Annotated in this window: 16 protein-coding genes; 10 read left to right on the top strand and 6 right to left on the bottom strand. The window is 70.0% G+C overall.

The window, feature by feature from the left end:
- Positions 1-158: 158 nt before the first annotated feature.
- The 4 genes from AB0N89_RS25790 to AB0N89_RS25805 are packed head-to-tail and all read right to left on the bottom strand — an operon-like array spanning position 159 to position 5,557.
- Positions 159-458 (bottom strand): hypothetical protein, encoded by a 300-nt coding sequence (locus AB0N89_RS25790; RefSeq protein ID WP_364208845.1) that lies wholly within the window; start codon positions 456-458, stop codon positions 159-161.
- A 57-nt stretch (positions 459-515) separates the two neighbouring features.
- A complete protein-coding gene (meaB, locus tag AB0N89_RS25795) occupies positions 516-1,514 on the bottom strand; it encodes a methylmalonyl Co-A mutase-associated GTPase MeaB (RefSeq protein ID WP_364208848.1) in 999 nt (332 codons plus the stop codon).
- Between the two features lie 3 nt (positions 1,515-1,517).
- Positions 1,518-3,686: a methylmalonyl-CoA mutase gene (gene scpA, locus AB0N89_RS25800; protein ID WP_364208850.1), complete on the bottom strand. Its 2,169-nt coding sequence runs from the start codon at positions 3,684-3,686 to the stop codon at positions 1,518-1,520.
- A complete protein-coding gene (locus AB0N89_RS25805; protein WP_364208853.1) occupies positions 3,686-5,557 on the bottom strand; it encodes a methylmalonyl-CoA mutase family protein in 1,872 nt (623 codons plus the stop codon). The genes scpA and AB0N89_RS25805 overlap by 1 nt, the downstream gene beginning before the upstream one ends.
- 107 nt (positions 5,558-5,664) lie before the next feature.
- Here AB0N89_RS25805 and AB0N89_RS25810 point away from each other — a divergent pair, with 107 nt between their 5' ends.
- Entirely contained in the window at positions 5,665-7,449 is a 1,785-nt protein-coding gene (locus tag AB0N89_RS25810; protein ID WP_364208856.1) for a serine/threonine-protein kinase, read from the top strand.
- A 253-nt stretch (positions 7,450-7,702) separates the two neighbouring features.
- On the opposite strand, the gene AB0N89_RS25815 is transcribed toward AB0N89_RS25810, so the two are convergent.
- Positions 7,703-8,389, bottom strand: a complete 687-nt coding sequence (locus AB0N89_RS25815; protein WP_364208858.1) for a MerR family transcriptional regulator — start codon at positions 8,387-8,389, stop codon at positions 7,703-7,705.
- A 74-nt stretch (positions 8,390-8,463) separates the two neighbouring features.
- On the opposite strand from AB0N89_RS25815, the gene AB0N89_RS25820 reads away from it, so the two are divergent.
- Genes AB0N89_RS25820 through AB0N89_RS25830 form a run of 3 tightly spaced genes read left to right on the top strand, consistent with a single transcriptional unit; the run spans position 8,464 to position 10,644 of the window.
- Positions 8,464-9,438 (top strand): hypothetical protein, encoded by a 975-nt coding sequence (locus AB0N89_RS25820; protein ID WP_364208861.1) that lies wholly within the window; start codon positions 8,464-8,466, stop codon positions 9,436-9,438.
- On the top strand, positions 9,435-9,866 hold the full coding sequence (locus AB0N89_RS25825; RefSeq protein ID WP_364208863.1) for an ABA4-like family protein: 432 nt from the start codon (positions 9,435-9,437) through the stop codon (positions 9,864-9,866). The genes AB0N89_RS25820 and AB0N89_RS25825 overlap by 4 nt, the downstream gene beginning before the upstream one ends.
- Positions 9,859-10,644, top strand: coding sequence for a purine-nucleoside phosphorylase (locus AB0N89_RS25830; protein ID WP_093934932.1), 786 nt, complete (start codon positions 9,859-9,861; stop codon positions 10,642-10,644). The genes AB0N89_RS25825 and AB0N89_RS25830 overlap by 8 nt, the downstream gene beginning before the upstream one ends.
- Positions 10,645-10,714: 70 nt before the next feature.
- Here the strand turns inward: AB0N89_RS25830 and AB0N89_RS25835 are convergent, their stop codons facing one another.
- The gene (locus AB0N89_RS25835) at positions 10,715-11,869 is read right to left on the bottom strand and encodes a glycosyltransferase (protein ID WP_364208865.1); all 1,155 of its coding nucleotides are present in this window, start codon (positions 11,867-11,869) and stop codon (positions 10,715-10,717) included.
- A gap of 29 nt (positions 11,870-11,898) precedes the next feature.
- Here AB0N89_RS25835 and AB0N89_RS25840 point away from each other — a divergent pair, with 29 nt between their 5' ends.
- The 6 genes from AB0N89_RS25840 to AB0N89_RS25865 all read left to right on the top strand — a co-directional run.
- Positions 11,899-13,536, top strand: coding sequence for a phospho-sugar mutase (locus AB0N89_RS25840; protein ID WP_364208867.1), 1,638 nt, complete (start codon positions 11,899-11,901; stop codon positions 13,534-13,536).
- 2 nt (positions 13,537-13,538) lie between these two features.
- Positions 13,539-13,991, top strand: a complete 453-nt coding sequence (locus AB0N89_RS25845) for a flavodoxin family protein (protein WP_364208869.1) — start codon at positions 13,539-13,541, stop codon at positions 13,989-13,991.
- 380 nt (positions 13,992-14,371) lie between these two features.
- Complete coding sequence (locus tag AB0N89_RS25850) at positions 14,372-14,764, top strand: helix-turn-helix transcriptional regulator (protein WP_364208871.1); 393 nt, start codon at positions 14,372-14,374, stop codon at positions 14,762-14,764.
- Entirely contained in the window at positions 14,761-15,282 is a 522-nt protein-coding gene (locus AB0N89_RS25855) for a hypothetical protein (RefSeq protein ID WP_016331300.1), read from the top strand. The genes AB0N89_RS25850 and AB0N89_RS25855 overlap by 4 nt, the downstream gene beginning before the upstream one ends.
- Entirely contained in the window at positions 15,279-16,412 is a 1,134-nt protein-coding gene (locus AB0N89_RS25860) for an MAB_1171c family putative transporter (RefSeq protein WP_364208903.1), read from the top strand. The genes AB0N89_RS25855 and AB0N89_RS25860 overlap by 4 nt, the downstream gene beginning before the upstream one ends.
- Positions 16,409-17,684 (top strand): amidohydrolase family protein (locus tag AB0N89_RS25865; protein WP_364208873.1); only part of this gene is annotated, 1,276 nt, incomplete at its 3' end. The genes AB0N89_RS25860 and AB0N89_RS25865, both read left to right, overlap by 4 nt.

Here is a 17,684-nt window from a genome sequence, read left to right on the forward strand (position 1 = left end):
TCTGTGATACGCATTTGCGATAGATCGTGCACCATGCAGATGACAAGCCGCTCGTCGAGTGATCGAGCCGGAGATGGCCGGTAGTGGATCTGCGATGAACGGCTGCGAGGAGTTCGGCCCGGGCTAAGCGGAGAGTCCTTCTACTTACGGGTAGCGGTTCAGGACTTCTTTTTCTTGGAGCGCGAGCGACGGCCGAGGATCACCAGGCCGAGCAGGATCGCCGCGGCGATCCCCGCGATGACCTTGTTCTTGGTCTCCTGGCTGTTGGCCTTGTCGGTCTCGGCGGGGTCGAGCACCGGCCCCGGCGGGGGCTGCCGCAGCGCGTCGTGCACCGCCCCCGCCTGCATGATCACCGGCGCGGGCGCCTGGATCTCACCGGCCTGCGCGGCGGGCGCGCAGACGATCAGCCCGGCGGCGACCAGTCCGGCCAGCCGCCCGAGACGAGACCTTGTAGGCATGACTCCCTTTCGTCGGCAGAGCGCACCTTAGATTCTGCACTCTGCCGCGTTCCCGCGTCAGCCGCCACGCGGAGGACCGGAGAACGCCTCCAGAATCCGTTGCGCGGCCAGCGTGGGAGTCAGTTCACCGTCCCGGACCGCCCGTTCGACGTCCGGAACGACCGCTCGCACGTCCGGATGCGCCGCGAGGCGGCCGAGCAGCTGTTCGCGGACCATCGACCAGGTCCACTCGACCTGCTGCCGCCGTCGCCGCCCGTCGAGTTCGCCGGACGCGGTCAGCACGTCGCGGTGACGGCCGATTTCGGCCCACACCTCGTCGAGCCCCACGTCGGTGAGCGCGCTGCAGGTCAGCACCGGCGGGGTCCATTCGGCGTCGCGGCCGTAGATCATCCGCAGCGCGCCGGACAGTTCGCGGGCCGCGCGCTTCGCGTCCCGTTCGTGGTCGCCGTCGGCCTTGTTGACCGCGATGACGTCGGCGAGTTCGAGGACACCCTTCTTGATGCCCTGCAGCTGGTCGCCGGTGCGGGCCAGGGTCAGGAACAGGAAGCAGTCGACCATGTTCGCCACGGTCACCTCGGACTGCCCGACCCCGACGGTCTCGACCAGCACGATGTCGTACCCGGCCGCTTCCATCAGCACGATCGTCTCGCGGGTCGCCCGCGCGACGCCGCCGAGCGTGCCCGAAGTCGGCGAAGGGCGGATGAACGCCTTCGGGTCCACCGCGAGCCGCGCCATCCGGGTCTTGTCGCCCAGGATCGAGCCGCCGGTCCGCGTCGACGACGGGTCGACGGCGAGCACGGCGACCTTGTGCCCGGCTTCGGTCAGGTCCGTGCCGAGCTGGTCGATGAAGGTCGACTTGCCGACCCCGGGGACGCCGGTGATGCCGACCCGCCGCGCGCCGCCCGCGTGCGGGAGCAGCTCGACCAGCAGCTCCTGCGCCTGCGCGCGGTGGTCCTCACGGTGGGACTCGACCAGCGTGATCGCCCGCGACAGCAGGCCGCGGTCACCCGCGAGGACGCCCTTGGCCAGCGCCCCGACGTCGATCTTGCGCGGCAACGCTCAGGACTCCTGTGCGGTCAGCTGCCCGATCAGGTCGATCGCCGCGTCGGCGATGACCGTGCCGGGGCCGAAGATCGCGGCCGCGCCCGCCGCGCGCAGTTCCTCGTAGTCCTGCGGCGGGATGACGCCGCCGACCACGACGATGATGTCCTCGCGGCCCTGCTCGGCCAGCTCGGAGCGCAGCGCGGGGACCAGCGAGAGGTGCCCGGCGGCCAGCGACGAAACGCCGATCACGTGCACGTCCGCCTCGATCGCCTGCCGCGCGACCTCGCCGGGCGTGGAGAACAGCGGGCCGACGTCGACGTCGAACCCGATGTCGGCGAAGCCGGTCGCGATCACCTTCTGGCCGCGGTCGTGGCCGTCCTGGCCCATCTTCGCGACCAGGATCCGGGGACGGCGGCCTTCCTCCTCGGCGAACTTCTCGACCAGCTCGCGCGCCTGCTCGACGTTCTCGGCCTTGCCGACCTCCTCGCGGTACACACCCGAGATCGTACGAATCTGGCCGGAGTGGCGCCCCCAGATCCGCTCCAGCGAGTCGGAGATCTCGCCGACCGTGGCCTTGGCCCTGGCGGCGTCGATGGCCAGCGCGAGCAGGTTGCCGTCGGCCTCGGCACCCGCGGTGAGCCGCCGCAGCGCGTCCTGCGTCGCGTCCTCGTCGCGCTCTTCGCGCAGCCGCCGCAGCTTCTCCAGCTGCTGCGCGCGCACGCCCGCGTTGTCGACTTTGAGCACGTCGATCTGCTCGTCGTCCGTGACCTGGTATTTGTTCACGCCGATCACCGGCTGACGGCCGGAGTCGATCCGCGCCTGGGTCCGCGCCGCGGCCTCCTCGATGCGCAGCTTCGGGATGCCGGCGTCGATCGCCTTCGCCATCCCGCCCGCCTGCTCGACCTCGCGGATGTGGCCCCACGCCTTGCGCGCGAGGTCGTAGGTCAGCTTCTCGACGAACGCGCTGCCGCCCCACGGGTCGATGACGCGCGTGGTGCCGGATTCCTGCTGCAGCAACAACTGCGTGTTCCGCGCGATGCGGGCGGAGAAGTCCGTCGGCAGCGCGAGCGCCTCGTCGAGGGCGTTGGTGTGCAGGGACTGCGTGTGCCCCTGGGTCGCGGCCATCGCCTCGACGCAGGTGCGGACGACGTTGTTGTAGACGTCCTGCGCGGTCAGCGACCAGCCGGAGGTCTGCGAATGCGTGCGCAGTGACAGGGACTTCGACGACTTGGGCTCGAAGCCCTTCACCAGCTTCGCCCAGAGGAGGCGCGCCGCGCGGAGCTTCGCGACCTCCATGAAGAAGTTCATCCCGATCGCCCAGAAGAAGGACAGGCGCGGCGCGAACTTGTCGACGTCGAGCCCGGCCTCGACCCCGGCGCGGATGTACTCGACGCCGTCCGCGAGCGTGTACGCCAGCTCCAGATCGGCGGTCGCCCCGGCTTCCTGCATGTGATAGCCGGAGATGGAGATCGAGTTGTACTTCGGCATGTTCCGCGAGGTGAACGAGAAGATGTCCGAGATGATCCGCATCGAGGGCTGCGGCGGGTAGATGTAGGTGTTGCGGACCATGAACTCCTTGAGGATGTCGTTCTGGATGGTCCCGGCCAGCTTGTCCGGCGACACCCCTTGTTCCTCGGCCGCGACGACGTAGAGCGCGAGCACCGGCAGGACGGCGCCGTTCATCGTCATCGAAACGCTCATCTTGTCGAGCGGGATGCCGTCGAAGAGCTGGCGCATGTCGTAGATCGAGTCGATCGCGACGCCCGCCATGCCGACGTCGCCGGCGACGCGCGGGTGGTCGGAGTCGTAGCCGCGGTGCGTCGCGAGGTCGAAGGCGACCGAAAGGCCCTTCTGCCCGGCGGCGAGATTGCGGCGGTAGAAGGCGTTCGACTCCTCGGCGGTGGAGAACCCCGCGTACTGGCGGATGGTCCACGGCTGGTTGACGTACATCGTCGGGTACGGGCCGCGCAGGTACGGCGCGACGCCGGGATACGTGCCGAGGAAGTCCACTCCGGACAGATCGTCGGCGGTGTAGACCGGCTTGACGCCGATGCCCTCCGGTGTCTCCCACGCGAGCGCGTCGGGGCCCTTGCCGGTGGCGGCGTGCAGCGCTTCGGTCCATTGAGGACGGTCGGCCGGGTCCGGTTGTCCCAGCTCGATTCCGGCGAAGTTCGGGATGGTCATCACTGCACTCCGAGCTCGTTCAACGTGCCGGTCAGGACTTCGAGGGCGTCGCAGCCGGTGAAGAGGTAGCCCGTGACGTCCGGATGGTCGCCGGGCTTCCCGGCGAGAAGCACCGACGTGGCACCGGCTTCCTTCAACGCCTTCGTGACGCTGTCGGCTTCCTCCGCGTAGGAGGTGTTGCTCCCGCAGAGACAGGCGATCGTCGTCCCGCTCGCGCGGAATTCCGCCACGATGTCTTCGGGGGCGCCGGGGTTCACGGCCTCGATCCCGCCCGCCTGGAACAGGTTCGCCGCGAAACTCGCCCGCCCGGTGTGCGCCGCGACCGGGCCGAGCGTGGCGAGGAAGACGCGGGGACGGCCGGGATGCGCGTCCGCCCGGTCCCGCAGAGCCTCGAAGGCCCCGGCGTAGCGGTACCGCGGCAGCCCGCCGCCCGGCTGGTCTTCGACGGCGTCCCGCACGACGGTCTTTTCGGTCAGGTTCGGGAATTCGCTGACGCCGGTGATCGGATCGCGACGCGTCCCGATCCGCTTCGACCGCTTTTCCCAGGTCTCGGCGAGGCGTCCGGCGAGCGCGCCGGAGGCCAGTTCGGCCTCGATCCCGCCCGCCGCCTCGATCGCGGTGAACTCGCTCCACGCGGCCTTGGCCAGCTCGTCGGTGAGGTTCTCGACGTACCAGGAGCCGCCCGCCGGGTCGATGACCCCGGCCAGTTTGGACTCCTCCAGCAGGACGGCGTGCGTGTTGCGCGCGATCCGCGCGGAGAACGCGTCCGGCTGGCCGATCGCGGCGTCGAACGGGAGCACGGTGATCGCGTCCGCGCCGCCGACCCCGGCGCCGAAGCAGGCGAGCGTGGTCCGCAGCATGTTCACCCACGGGTCACGCTGGGTCAGCATCGCGGGCGAGGTGACCGCGTGCTGCCGCATGCCGGTCCCCTTCCCGCCGGAGACCTCGGTGACCCGGGCCCACAGGCGCCGCGCCGCGCGGAACTTGGCGATCGTGAGGAACTGGTCGGCCGTGGCGGCGAGCCGGAACTCGATCTGCCCGGTCGCGGTGTCGACGTCCAGCCCCGCTTCGGTGAGCGCCCGCAGGTACGCGACGCCCGCCGCGATGGTCGCGCCGAGCTCCTGCGCGTCCGAGCCGCCCGCCTCGTGGAACGGCAAGCCGTCCGCGACGATCGTCCGCACCTTCGGGTGACTCTTCGCGACCCGCGCCGCCAGATGCGCGGCGGGCGCGAGCGGATGCGCCGTGCCGGTGCGCGCGGTCAGTCCGATCGGGTCGGCGCCGAGGGTCGCGGTGGCCGCGCTCGCCGGGATCTCGCGCTCGGCGAAGAGCGTGAGCAGCTCGTTCGCGGCGGCTTCGTACTCGTCACCCGCGTCGAGGGTGACGGGTGCCAGGTCGACGTAGACCTCGTTCAGCGCGTCGCCCAGCTCGGCGACGGGAACCCCGGTCGCGCCGGCGCGCAGCCAGATCGAGCTGACGCCGCCTTCGAGGTCGGCGAGGATCGCGGTGTTGGTGACCTTGGCGTCGCGGCGCGCGTACCGGGCGCGGATGTCCCAGCCGGTCGTCACCAGGCCTTCGGGCCGGGCGCCGCGCACGAACGGCGGAAGACCGGGGAAGCCGGTTCCCTCGACCGTGTCGTCGGCGGTGTAGAGCGGCTGGATCTCCAGGCCGTCGTAAGTCCGGGTGACCAGCTTGCTTTCGGGCAGGCCGTCGAAGTCTTCGTCGATGGCGCCGCTCTTGCGCAGCACTCCGGCGACGAGCTCCCGCCACTGCTCCCGGCTCGCTTCCGGGAACTCGGCCGCGAGCTTCAGCTCGTCAGGCGCAGCGTGTCCACCGGGGGTCGGCACTGACTCCGTCTCGGCCACTTCCGTCATAACCAACGATGCTAACGGCCCTCAAGAGGACCCACCTGTGACGCTAGTCGCGCCTGAAGGGTGACGGCGCATAGGGCCGTCACGCGGCCATACGACACAATTGGGCCGTGCCGTCCGACACCACCGAGTCCCCCGAGAGCCCCGGCGAAGAGAAGCGTGTCGTCGCCGGGCGATATCGGTTGCGCTCGGTGATCGGCTCGGGATCGATGGGTACCGTCTGGTCGGCCTACGACGAGTTCCTGCACCGCCCGGTCGCGGTCAAAGAGGTGCGGATGCCGCCGGGCGTCCCGACCTCGCAGGCCGACGAACTGCGCGAACGGACCCTGCGCGAAGCCCGCGCGATCGCCGTTCTGAGTCACCCGAACGTGATCATCCTGCACGACGTCGCGCGCGAGAACGACGAGCCTTTCGTCGTCATGGAGCTGCTGCCGTCGCGCAGCCTCGCGCACATCCTGCGCGACCACGGGCCGCTGACGGTCGAGCAGGCGGCGGCCGTCGGCATCGCGGTGGCTTCCGCGCTCGAAGCCGCGCACGCCGCCGGGATCACCCACCGTGACGTCAAACCGGGGAACGTCCTGGTCGCCGGGGACGGCCGGATCAAGCTCACCGACTTCGGCATCGCGCGCAACGTCTCCGAAGCCACCATGACCCGCACCGGGATGATGCTCGGCTCCCCCGCCTACATCGCGCCCGAAGTCGCCTCGGGCGGCGCGGTCGTGCCCGCCGCCGACCTGTGGGGGCTCGGCGCGACGCTGTTCGCCGCCATCGAGGGCTCGCCGCCCTACGACGCCGACGGCGACCCGCTCGAAACCGTCGGCAAGGTCGTCAACGGGAAGGTGCCGAAGCCCGGCCCCGGTCCGCTGGCCGACGTCATCGGCGCGCTCATGAAGAAGGAGCCGTCGAAGCGGATCACCCTGCGCGAGGTGCGGCGCCGCCTGTACCCGTTGCAGGCCAAGACGCTGATCGACCTCTTCCCCGCCGAGCTGTTCCACACCCCCGACGGCAAGAAGACCACCGCGCACCTGGACGCGACCGACACCCAGGTGATCAAGCCGGTCGCGCCGGAGAAGCCGGGCGAGGGCACGAGCTCCGAACTCGCCGCCGACCCCGGTCCGCTGCCGTTCCTGAACCAGTCCGCCGCGGCGCCCGCGCCACCGGCCGCACCGCCGGCCGAACTCCCGCCGATGCCGACCGTCGTCCCGGTGCCGCCCCGCCCGCAGGGCCGGTCCGCGGCGGCGATCGTCCTGCTGGCGCTCGCGTCGGTGATCGTCTTCCTGCTGGCGGCGGGCGGCGGGTTCGTGCTGGCCAGGACGGTCGGTGGACAGGATCTGCGGCCGCCAGAAGAGATCCGGCAGGGCGACACCATCGTCACGCAGCCGCCACCGAAGCTGATCACGCAACAGGGTGACGCCAGCACGGTGAACGGCATCAAGGGCGGCCGGTTCACCATCGGTGTCCCGGAAGGCTGGCAGAAGTTCGTCGCGCCGCACATCACCAAGGGCGTGCCGAGCACCGTGGTCCAGTACGTCTCGCCCGATGGCCGTCAGGTCATCCGGATCGAGCGGCTGAGCGGTTTCCTGGCCGACAGCCCGCCGCCCGCCTACTTCAGCTGGCTGAAGACGCAGCATCCGGACATCGACCCGATCGGCGACCCGTCCCCCGTGCCCGGCCGGGGCGACAACAGCATGCGCTACGCGTACCGGACGACCGAGCGCGGCGCCGCGACCAGGGAGACCACGAACGACACCGTGCGGCGCACGACGTTCATGGATCTGTTCAGCGGGGGCACGGATCTGTGGATCTTCTCGGTGACCTCGCCGATCGAGCAGGAGACTTCGGCGAAGACCGCGGTCTTCGAGCCCGTCGCGCTGTCACTGATCATCGACGGCTGAGCCGGCTCTCTTGAGAGGTAGGGCAAGGCGGTCTCGTGTCTGAGCCTAAGGTGCGCGAAGGCGTGACTCGCGTGATCCGTCTCTGATCACGCGAGATCGCCGCCTGATCACGCGTGATCGCCCAACTCACCCGAACACGACACCTTCGACCTTCTCGTCGATAGCCCAGCCTGCGCCGGTGCGGGTGTCGTGAGTGAAAAGTGTCGTTAGAACGACCCAAAACACTCACGACCCACCGCGCCGCATCGCGCCTTCAGTCCTCGTCGACGGCTAGCCGCGCGAAGTACGCCTTCGACGCCCGCTGCTGCGCCAGCCTGCGCAGCACCGAGAGCAGTCTGTCGCCGAGCACGGTCTCGACGACGGCGATCTCGATCATCCGTTCCAGCGAGTCGATCCCGGCGATGCCTTCGAGGTCCAGATCGGCGGTCCGGTCGGCGATCTCGGCGTAGTCGTCGAGTTTGTCGAGGTACCAGCCGTGCCCGACGTCCCGGATCGTGCACAGGACGCCGACGAGGGCCCGGATGATCGGGTCGTCGTCGTCCTTGCAGGGCCAGTCGCGGCGCTCGGCCAGGTCCCGGGCGGTGGCGAGCGCCCAGTCCCGGCTTTCCTCGTCGACGGTCTGCCGGGAGCTCGTGATGCCTTCCTGCGCGATGCCGAGGATGCGGTGGGGGCTGGCCTCCCCGGCGTCGACCGCGGCGAGCACCTCGCCGACGGTGGCGAGCGAGAGGCCGCCGACGTCCATCAGCGCCCTGATCAGCTTGATCCGCTGGACGTGCCCGTGGTCGTACTTCGCCTGGTTGGGGCTGGTCCGCTCACCGGGCGGGAGCAGCCCTTCCCGCAGGTAGTACTTGATCGTGGCGACCGGGACCCCGGCCTTCTCGCTCAGCTCCGCCATCCGCACGTGTGAGCTCTCCGATCTCGGGGACGGTTCCAGGGTCATCCCTGAAGACTTCTCAGGATGGATAGTTTAGCTTCCCATAACGGAGAGCTTGCCTATCCATTCTGGGAGGGACCATGACCATCTTGACCGATCTCCGTGAGAGAACCCGCACCTGGCACCGCGGTTCGTATCGCTGCGCCCAGGCCTTCGCCGTGATCACCGTGCTGTGCGTCCTGGCCATGCTGATCGACCAGCGGACGCTGGGCGGCGCGCCGCTCTGGGCGAAACCGTTCAAATTCGCCGTCTCCGCCACGCTGTACTTCTTCAGCTGGAGCTGGCTCGTCTCGCTGCTGCCGAAGTTCCGGCGGACGGCGGGCGCGCTGACGAACGTGCTCGTCGCGATCTTCACGGCCGAGTACGCGCTGGTGGTGTTCCAGGCCTCCCGCGTCCGCGCGAGCCACTTCAACAACGCGACCCCGCTGGACAACACGATCTTCCAGGTCATGGGTGGAATGATCGCCGTGCTGTGGACGGTCAACCTCGTCCTGACGATCGCCGTCCTGTTCACCCGGCTCCCCGACCGCGCGACGACGTGGGCGGCCCGGATCGGCGCGATCCTCGGCATGATCGGGATCTCGCTGGCGACGCTGATGAGCAGCCCGACCCCGGACCAGCAGGCCCTGCTCGACGCGACCGGCCAGTCCGCGATGATCGGCGCGCACACCGTCGGCCTCCCCGACGGCGGCCCCGGCCTGCCGATCCTCGGCTGGAGCACGGTCGGCGGCGACCTGCGGATCCCGCATTTCCTCGGCCTGCACGGACTCCAGGCGCTTCCGCTGCTCGCGCTCGCCCTCGGCGTCCTGGCCGCGCGCTACCCGCGGCTGCGCGACGACGTCGTCCGGCTGCGGCTGGTGCTGATCGCCGGCGCCGGGTACGCGGGCCTTCTCGCCCTGCTCACCTGGCAGGCGCTGCGCGGCCAGTCCATCGTCGCCCCCGACTCCCAGACGCTGACCGCCTTCGCCCTCCTGATCGCGGGCGTCGTCTTTAGCGGGCTAATCGCGATCCGGCGGCCGGCGAAGGAGCGCGAACTGGAGGCCTCCGTCCGATGAGCGTCGAGACCCTGTTCACCTGGACCTTCCCGCTGGCGACGCCGTTCTGGCTGCTGATGATCTTCCTGCCGGGCTGGTCCTGGACCCGCCGGATCATGTCCTCGCCGTGGGTGCCGCTATTGCCGTTGATCCCGTACTTCGTGCTCGCCATCGCGCACCTCGGCGAACTCTGGACGGCGGTCAGCAGGCCGGACCTGGACGTCCTCAGCGCCTTCACCGGAAGCCCGTACGGGGCGGCCACGATCTGGGCGCACCTGATCGCCTTCGATCTGTTCATCGCCCGGTGGATGTACCTCGAATCCCGCGAACACCGGATCCATCCGCTGGTGACGGGGCCGATCCTGGCGCTGACGATCTTCCTGTCCCCGTTCGGGCTGGTGGCGTTCCTGCTCGTGCGAACTGTCCGGATACGCTCGTCGCATGAGTGAGAACGAGGTCGCGGCGGCCGCCGCCATCGCCGAACGCACCGGCGTCGAGAAGCACGACATCGCCGTCGTGCTCGGTTCGGGCTGGCGCCCGGCGGCGGACGTCATCGGGGAGCCCGAGGCGGAGATCCCGCTGGGCGAACTGCCCGGATTCGTCGCGCCGGGCGCGGTCGGGCACGGGGGAACCGCCCGGTCGGTCCGCGTCGGCGAGAAGCGCGCGCTGATCATGCTGGGCCGCACGCATTTCTACGAGGGCAAGGGCATCGACCCGGTCGTGCACAACGTGCGCACGGCCGCGGCGGCGGGCGCCAAGACGGTGCTGCTGACCAACGCGGCCGGCGGGCTGCGCGAGGGCTTCCGCGTCGGACAGCCGGTGCTGATCTCCGACCACCTGAACCTGACCGCGCGCTCGCCGATCGTCGGCGCGAACTTCGTCGACCTGACCGACCTCTACTCGAAGCGGCTGCGCGACCTCGCGCGCGAGATCGACCCATCGCTGGAAGAGGGCGTCTACGCGGGACTCACCGGGCCGCATTTCGAGACCCCGGCGGAGATCCACATGCTGCGGACGCTCGGCGCCGACCTCGTCGGCATGTCGACGGTGCTGGAGGCCATCGCCGCCCGCGCCGCCGGGGTCGAGGTCTTCGGGCTCTCGCTGGTGACCAACCTGGCGGCCGGGATGACCGGGGAACCGCTGAACCACGAAGAGGTCCTGGAAGCGGGACGCCAGTCGGCCACCCGCATGGGCACTCTCCTGAAGGAACTCGTCACCCGCGCCTGAGAAGTGTCAGGAAAGGGTCTTTCAGGACGAAAAACGTCCTGAAAGACCCTTTCCTGACATCCGGGGAGACTCAGCCGGCGAACTCGGGAAGCCGCTGAGCGACCTCCGCCGGAGACGGCATTGCGGCGACCTCTTCGGCGAGTTTCCGCGCCGCGCCGAGAACCGTGTCGTCGGCGAGCAGTTTCCGTGCCTGCTCGTGAATGGCGTCCTCGGTGGCGCCGGACCCGATCAGCTGCGCGCCCACCCCGGCGGCGGCGACGGCCTCGGCGTTCGTGAACTGATCCGCCCCCTGCGGAAGCACCAGCTGCGGCAGCCCGGCGCCGAAAGCGCCCAGCGTCGTCCCGCTGCCGCCGTGGTGGACCACGAGGTCGACGTGCGGCAGGAGTTCGGCCTGCGGCACCCACGCCTCGACGCGGACAGTGTCCGGGACGTCGCCCAGCACCGCCGGGTCCACCGTCGGACCGGCCGCGACGACGACGTCCGCGTCGATCCGGGACAGACCGCCGATGGCCCGCTTGAGCACGCCTTCGTCCCCGAACGCGGTGCCCAGGGTCAGGTAGATCAGCGGGCGGCTCTTGTCCCGGCCTGCCACGCCCGCCGGGAGATCCCCGGGCTCGGCCCAGCCGACGGGGCGCAACGGGATCCGGTTCGCACCGGCCAGGAAGTCCGGCGCCTGCACCGATTCCGGGCAGATGTCGACGACCGGGTCGCCGAACGAAGGCAGGTCCACGCCTTCGAAACCGACCTCCGCGGCGAATTCCGCGAGGCGGCCCTGGATGACGTCGACGACCTCGCCCGGCGAGAACCGGCCGAAACCGTGCCCGATAGCGGGGATGCCGGCGAGCCGCGCGGCGACGGCGCCACCGGCGTTGCCGCTTTCGTACACGACGAGATCCGGCCGATGCCGTTCGAGCAACGGCGTCAGATCGGCGAGGAACCGCCGCGGCAGCACATTTCCGAACACTTGCCCGATAACGGGATAAAACTCCTCGGGCGGACCGTCCGCGGCCCGGGGCCGGGCATCGGACCCGAAGAACGAGGCGAACGCCTCGTGCATCCCGAATCCGGCGCTTTCCGAGGCCAGACCGGCCTTTTCGACGACCGGCCGCATGTCGTCACCGGTGGCGAACAGGACGTCGTGCCCGGCGTCGCGAGCGGCGACGGCGAGCGGTAGTAGGGGATAGAGATGACCATGACTCACCAGAGAAGTGAAGATCAATCGCACCCTCTCCAACGTACCCGTAGGCTGACTCGGTGACGACTTCCTTGACCCCGGAGCTGCGGGACCGGACGTTCCGCTGGATCGCCGACGACCCGGACGACGATTCCCGCGTCGAGCTGCAGAACATCCTCGCCCGCGCGATGGGCGGCGAAGCCGGCGCGGCAGCCGACCTCGCGGACCGGATGGCGGGACCGCTCGAATTCGGCACCGCCGGGCTGCGCGGCCCGGTGCGCGCGGGCCCCAACGGGATGAACGTCGCGGTCGTCACCCGCACGACGGCCGGGGTCGCGGACTGGCTGACCGCACAAGGACATTCGGGCGGGGTCGTGGTGGTCGGCCGCGACGCGCGGCACGGTTCGGAGGCCTTCGCCAAGGCCTCCGCCGAGGTGCTGACGGCCGCCGGCTTCGCGGTCAAGGTCCTGCCGGGGCCGCTGCCCACGCCGGTACTCGCGTTCGCCGTGCTGGAACTCGGCGCGGTCGCGGGCATTCAGATCACCGCGTCGCACAATCCCCCGGCCGACAACGGCTACAAGCTTTACGACGCGACAGGCGGCCAGATCGTCCCGCCGTCGGACGGCCTGATCGAGGCGGCCATCGAAGCCGCTCCCCCGGCGATCAGCGTGCCGCGCGCGCCGGGCGCCGAGGTCCTGGGCGAAGAACTCCGGGACGCGTATCTCGCGAAGGTCGCGCTTCTGCCGCGCGGCCCGGAACGCGGCGTCAAGGTCGCCGCGACGGCGCTGCACGGCGTCGGCGCCGAAACCCTGCGCGCCGCGTTCGACCGCGCCGGTTTCACCGAGCCGAGCCTGGTCGCCGAGCAGTCCACGCCGGATCCCGACTTCCCGACGGTCGCTTTCCCGAACCCGGAGGAACCGGGCGCGACGGACCTTTTGCTCGCCCTGGCGTCCGCAGTGGACGCCGATCTGGCGATCGCGCTCGATCCCGACGCCGACCGGTGCGCGCTGGGCGTCCGCGAACGGGACGGTTCGTGGCGGATGCTGCGGGGTGACGAGACCGGTGTCCTGCTCGGCTGGCACGTTCTGTCCACTGTGGACACGAACGACCCGCTGGTGGCCACCACGATCGTGTCGTCGTCGATGCTCGGCGAGGTCGCGAAGGAGTTCGGCGCGCGGTACGCGGAGACGTTGACCGGGTTCAAATGGCTGGTCCGCGCGGGCGAGGGACTCGTCTTCGCTTACGAAGAGGCGCTCGGCCTTTGCGTGAATCCCGGTTTCGTGCGCGACAAGGACGGCATCTCCGCCGCCGTGCTCGCCGCGGGACTGGCCGCTTCCTTGCGCGCGGCGGGCCGTAGCCCGCTGGACGTCCTCGACGAGCTGGCCGTGAAGCACGGCGTGCACGTGACGGATCAAGTCTCGCTGCGGGTCACCGACCTTGCGGTGCGGGAGAAGCTGATGGCCGGTCTGCGCGCCGAGCCCCCGGCGTCCCTGGGCGGCATCGAAGTCGCCATGGAGGACCTGATGCCCGACGCCGACGTCCTGCGCCTGACCGGCGAAGGTCTGCGCGTCGTGATCAGACCTTCCGGGACCGAGCCGAAGCTGAAGGCGTACCTGCAGGTGAAGCAGCCGGTTTCCGGCGGTCTCGCCGAGGCGCGCACCGCCGCGGACGCCCGGCTGGCCGTGCTGCGGTCCGACATCGAGGCTCGTCTGGCCTGACGATGCCCAAGCTGCTGATCGTCCACCACACGCCGTCGCCCTCGACGCGGGCGATGTTCGAAGCCGTGCTCTCCGGCGCGAACCATCCCGACATCGAGGGCGTCGACGTCGTGCGCCGCGCGGCCTTGGGCGCGACGGTGCCCGACGTCCTCGAAGCGGACGGCTACCTGCTCGGCACACCGGCGAATCTCGGCTACATGTCCGGCGCGCTGAAGCATTTCTTCGACACCGTCTACTACCCGTGCCTGGATTCCACGCGGGGCCGCCCGTTCGGGTTCTTCGTGCACGGCAACAACGACACCGCGGGCACCGTGCGCGGGATCGAGGGCATCACCACGGGCCTCGGCTGGGAAAGCGCGGCTTCTCCGGTGCTCGTGACGGGCGAACCGGGCAAAGCGGATTTGGAAGCCTGTTTCGAACTGGGCGGCACCCTGGCCGCCACCCTGATGCCCTGACCGCCGCACGCGTCGGCTATACGAACGACCGCATCCAGAGGACCAAGCGCGGAAAAAGTAAGGGGCCTGTCACCGGAAGCCCTGGGGGTCGACCTCCGGCAACAGGCCTAGGCCAAGGGTTCGCCGTGACGGCGATCAACCTTGGCTGCCCAAGCGTACTACATCCGGCACGATCTTGTGCACCCGCCCGGAAAAACGCCTCTCACTCCGTTGTCCGTGCACCCCCAGGGCACGGAATCCGGAGCGAGAGGCCGGAACTCGATACGAAACCGCTTGACAACTGTAAACCACTGCATACATGTGCTGTCAACAGCTGCGGACAGGCAGTATCGCGTTACACTCCGACTACAGAACGGGGCTGTGGAACCGATGGGGGGATCATGTCGCCGTACCAGACCTTCGCACAGAAATTGAGTGCGCTGATCGACTCGGCGCGCGCGGACGAAGGCGCGCCGCACAGCTATCGCGAGCTGTCCGCGGCGATCGATCGCGCCGGCGGGCCGGCGATGTCGCCCGCGTATCTCCAGCAACTCGCCACGGGCAAGCGGATCAACCCGAAGATCCACTACGTCGAGGCCCTCGCCAGACTCTTCGGGGTCCCGATCACCTACTTCTTCGAAGACCAGGAAGCACAACCCGTCGGAGAGGCGAAACTCATGGCCATGCGCGCGCAGGAACTCTCCCCGCAAGGCCGCCGCCAGGTCATGGACCTGCTGGAACTCGTCGAACGCTACGAACGCGCCGAGCGCGACCAGCCGGGCGAGAGCCGATGAAGGAACGGGAACTCCGCAAACGCTGCCGCAAGATGCTGAACAAGCTCGACATCGAGCCGCCGCTCGACGTCGGCGTGCTCTGCGAGCGGCTCGGCGAGCAGCGCGGCAGGCCGATCCGGCTGATGCCGTATCCGCTGGAGGTCCCGGGTCCGTTCGGCTGCTGGATCGCCACCGGTTCGGCGGACTACATCTTCTTCCAGCAGGAGACCACGAAGTCCCATCAGGACCACATCATCCTGCACGAACTCGGGCACATGCTCGCCGATCACCATCCCGGCGGCGACGCCGAACCCGCCGACTTCCTGCGCGGTCCGGCCCCCGGCCTCGACGGCGACGCCGTCCATCGCGCGCTGCGCCGCACCTCCTACGATGAGGCGCACGAATGGGAAGCCGAGACCGTGGCGACCATCATCCTCGAATGGGCGTCGGTCTTGAACTACACGATTCCCCGTCGCGCCGACGACGATGACGTCCGCCGCGTCCAAGGCGCGCTGGGCGACCATCAAGGGTGGCTGTGAACTCGCTGTTCTCCCCTCTCAACGTCGTGGCGATGGCGCTGTTCGCGACCGCGCTCGCCTGGCGGATCTACCAGACGTACCGGGCTCCCCGGGTCCTGCCGAACTGGGCGATCACCATCACGATCGTCTGCGTCGCCGGTTCCTTCCTCGCCCAGCAGAAAGTCATCTCCGGCTGGCTCGACGGACTGACCGGCCGAGGCACCGGGCGCCTGGTCAACAACGTCCTGCTCGCCGTCGGGGTCTGCGCGCTGCTGATCGTCTTCCTCGGCTCCGCGCTGGGCCCGCGCAGGCCGGGGCGGGTCCTGTTCGAACTGCTCCCGCTGTCCGGCGCGATCGCGCTGATGCTGGTCGCGATGGCCGTCACCCCACCGGAAGCCCGCGGACTCGCGCTGAGCCCGAAACTCGTGCACGAGCCCGGCGTGGCGCTGTTCTACCTCGGCGCCGGGCTGTACCTGATCTACGGGCTGTCCGCCTGCGCCTGGTGGATCTTCCGGTACATCCGCACCGCGGACCGCCATCTGCGGACCGGGCTGAAACTCAGCGCCGCCGGGCTGATCAGCCTTTCGGTGGGCAGTGTCTTCCGCGCGCTCTACATCGTGATCGCCTGGGCGTTCGGGCCGTCGATCCCGCTCCTGCTCACCATCGCCGTCCCGTTGGTGCTCCTCGGGATCGTGCTGTTCCTCGCCGGCATCACCTACCCCGGCGCCCGCGCGCGGTTCGCCGCGCTGCGCCGCCGTCGCCAGCACCGGCTGCACCACGACCAGCTCACGCCGCTGTGGACCGCGCTGGCCGGGATCTACCCGAACATCGTGCTCCGGACCACGCCGCAGGGAGCGTGGGAGCGATGGCGCCCGCGCACGGTCCACCGCCGCTACTACCGCCGCGTGATCGAGATCCGGGACGGGCTCGTGCAGCTGAGCCCTTATCTGGAAACGGATCTCACCGCCCTCGCCGCCGACGATCCGCGCGCGGCGGCGGAGGCGCTGAAGGAGGCGATCGCCAGGCAGACCGCGGGCGAAGAGACCGACGGACGGGCGAAACTCGTGCTCCCGGGCGGTGCCGCGGACATCGAATCCGACGTGCGGCCGTTGCTCGCGCTCTCGGCCGCCGTATCCCGGAATGGGGCATGACCTTGCAGCTTCTCCTGACGGCGGACCGGATCCTGCCGCGTCCGGGCACGCCCCTCGAAGACGGTGCCGTTCTCGTCGAGGGCGACAGGATCCTCGCGGCGGGCCCTCGTGCCGAGGTCGTCGCGCAGGCGTCGCCGGACGCCGAAAGGCTCGACTTCCCCGGCGCGACACTGCTGCCCGGCCTGTTCAACGCCCACGTGCACCTGGCTTTCGACGCCACCCGCGAGATGCTGCCGAACTTCCTGGCGAGCGAGGACGACGCTCTCCGCGCGGGCGCCAAGGACCGCTTGGGACAACTGCTGCGCAGCGGCGTCACGACCGTGCGGGACCTCGGGGACCGCGACGCCCTGGGCGCACGCGTCCGGGCCGAACTCGAAGCCGAAGGCACCGCCGCCCCGCGCCTGCTGACCGCGGGAGCGCCCTTGACCGTCCTCAAAGGACACTGCCATTTCTTCGGCGGCGAGGTCGGTGACGACGACTCCGTGCGAGCCATGATCGACGCCAACGCGGCCGCGGGCGCCGACGTGATCAAGGTGATGGCCAGCGGCGGCCAGATCACCGAGGGCGGCGCGGACATGTGGGAGTCCCAGTTCGACGCCCGCGTTCTGCGGCTGATCGTCGACCACGCGGCGACCCACGGGCTTCCGGTCGCGGCGCACGCCCACGGCGCCGACGCGATCGAGGCGTCGGTCGCGGCGGGCGTGGCCACGATCGAGCACTGCACCTGGATGACCGGACCGCAGCAGCAGGACAGGCGCGAAGGCGTCGCCAAGCGGATGGCGGCCGAAGGCATCGCGGCCTGTTCGACCAGCAGCCGCAACTGGCGGATGCTCGCCGAGCGCATGGGCGAGGAACTCGCGAAAACCGTCTACGGCAGGCTTTCCTGGCTGGAGGAGCTGGGTGTCCCGCTCCTGGCGGGCACGGACGCCGGACTGCCCGGATCGGTCTTCGACGATCCCGTCGGCGCACTCGAACTCTACGAATGGCTCGGTTTCGGCAGGCGGCGGATCCTCGAGATCGCGACCGAGGACAGCGCCGCGGGCCTCGGCCTCGGCGACGTCACCGGGCGGCTCGCCCCCGGCCTGAGCGCCGACGTCCTCGTGGTCGACGGCGACCCTCTCGCCGATCTTTCCGCCCTCCGGAACCTCCGCCTGGTGCTCGCGCGCGGCGTCCGGGTCGTGAGTGGGGGGGGGGGGTGGTGGACGGCAAGGCACCCCAGCCCCCCCCCCGCCCCCGCCTGGGTGTTTGGGCCGAGTAAAAAAGAGTGTGTGT

The organism is Amycolatopsis sp. NPDC089917 (assembly GCF_040684635.1).
Taxonomy (GTDB): domain Bacteria; phylum Actinomycetota; class Actinomycetes; order Mycobacteriales; family Pseudonocardiaceae; genus Amycolatopsis.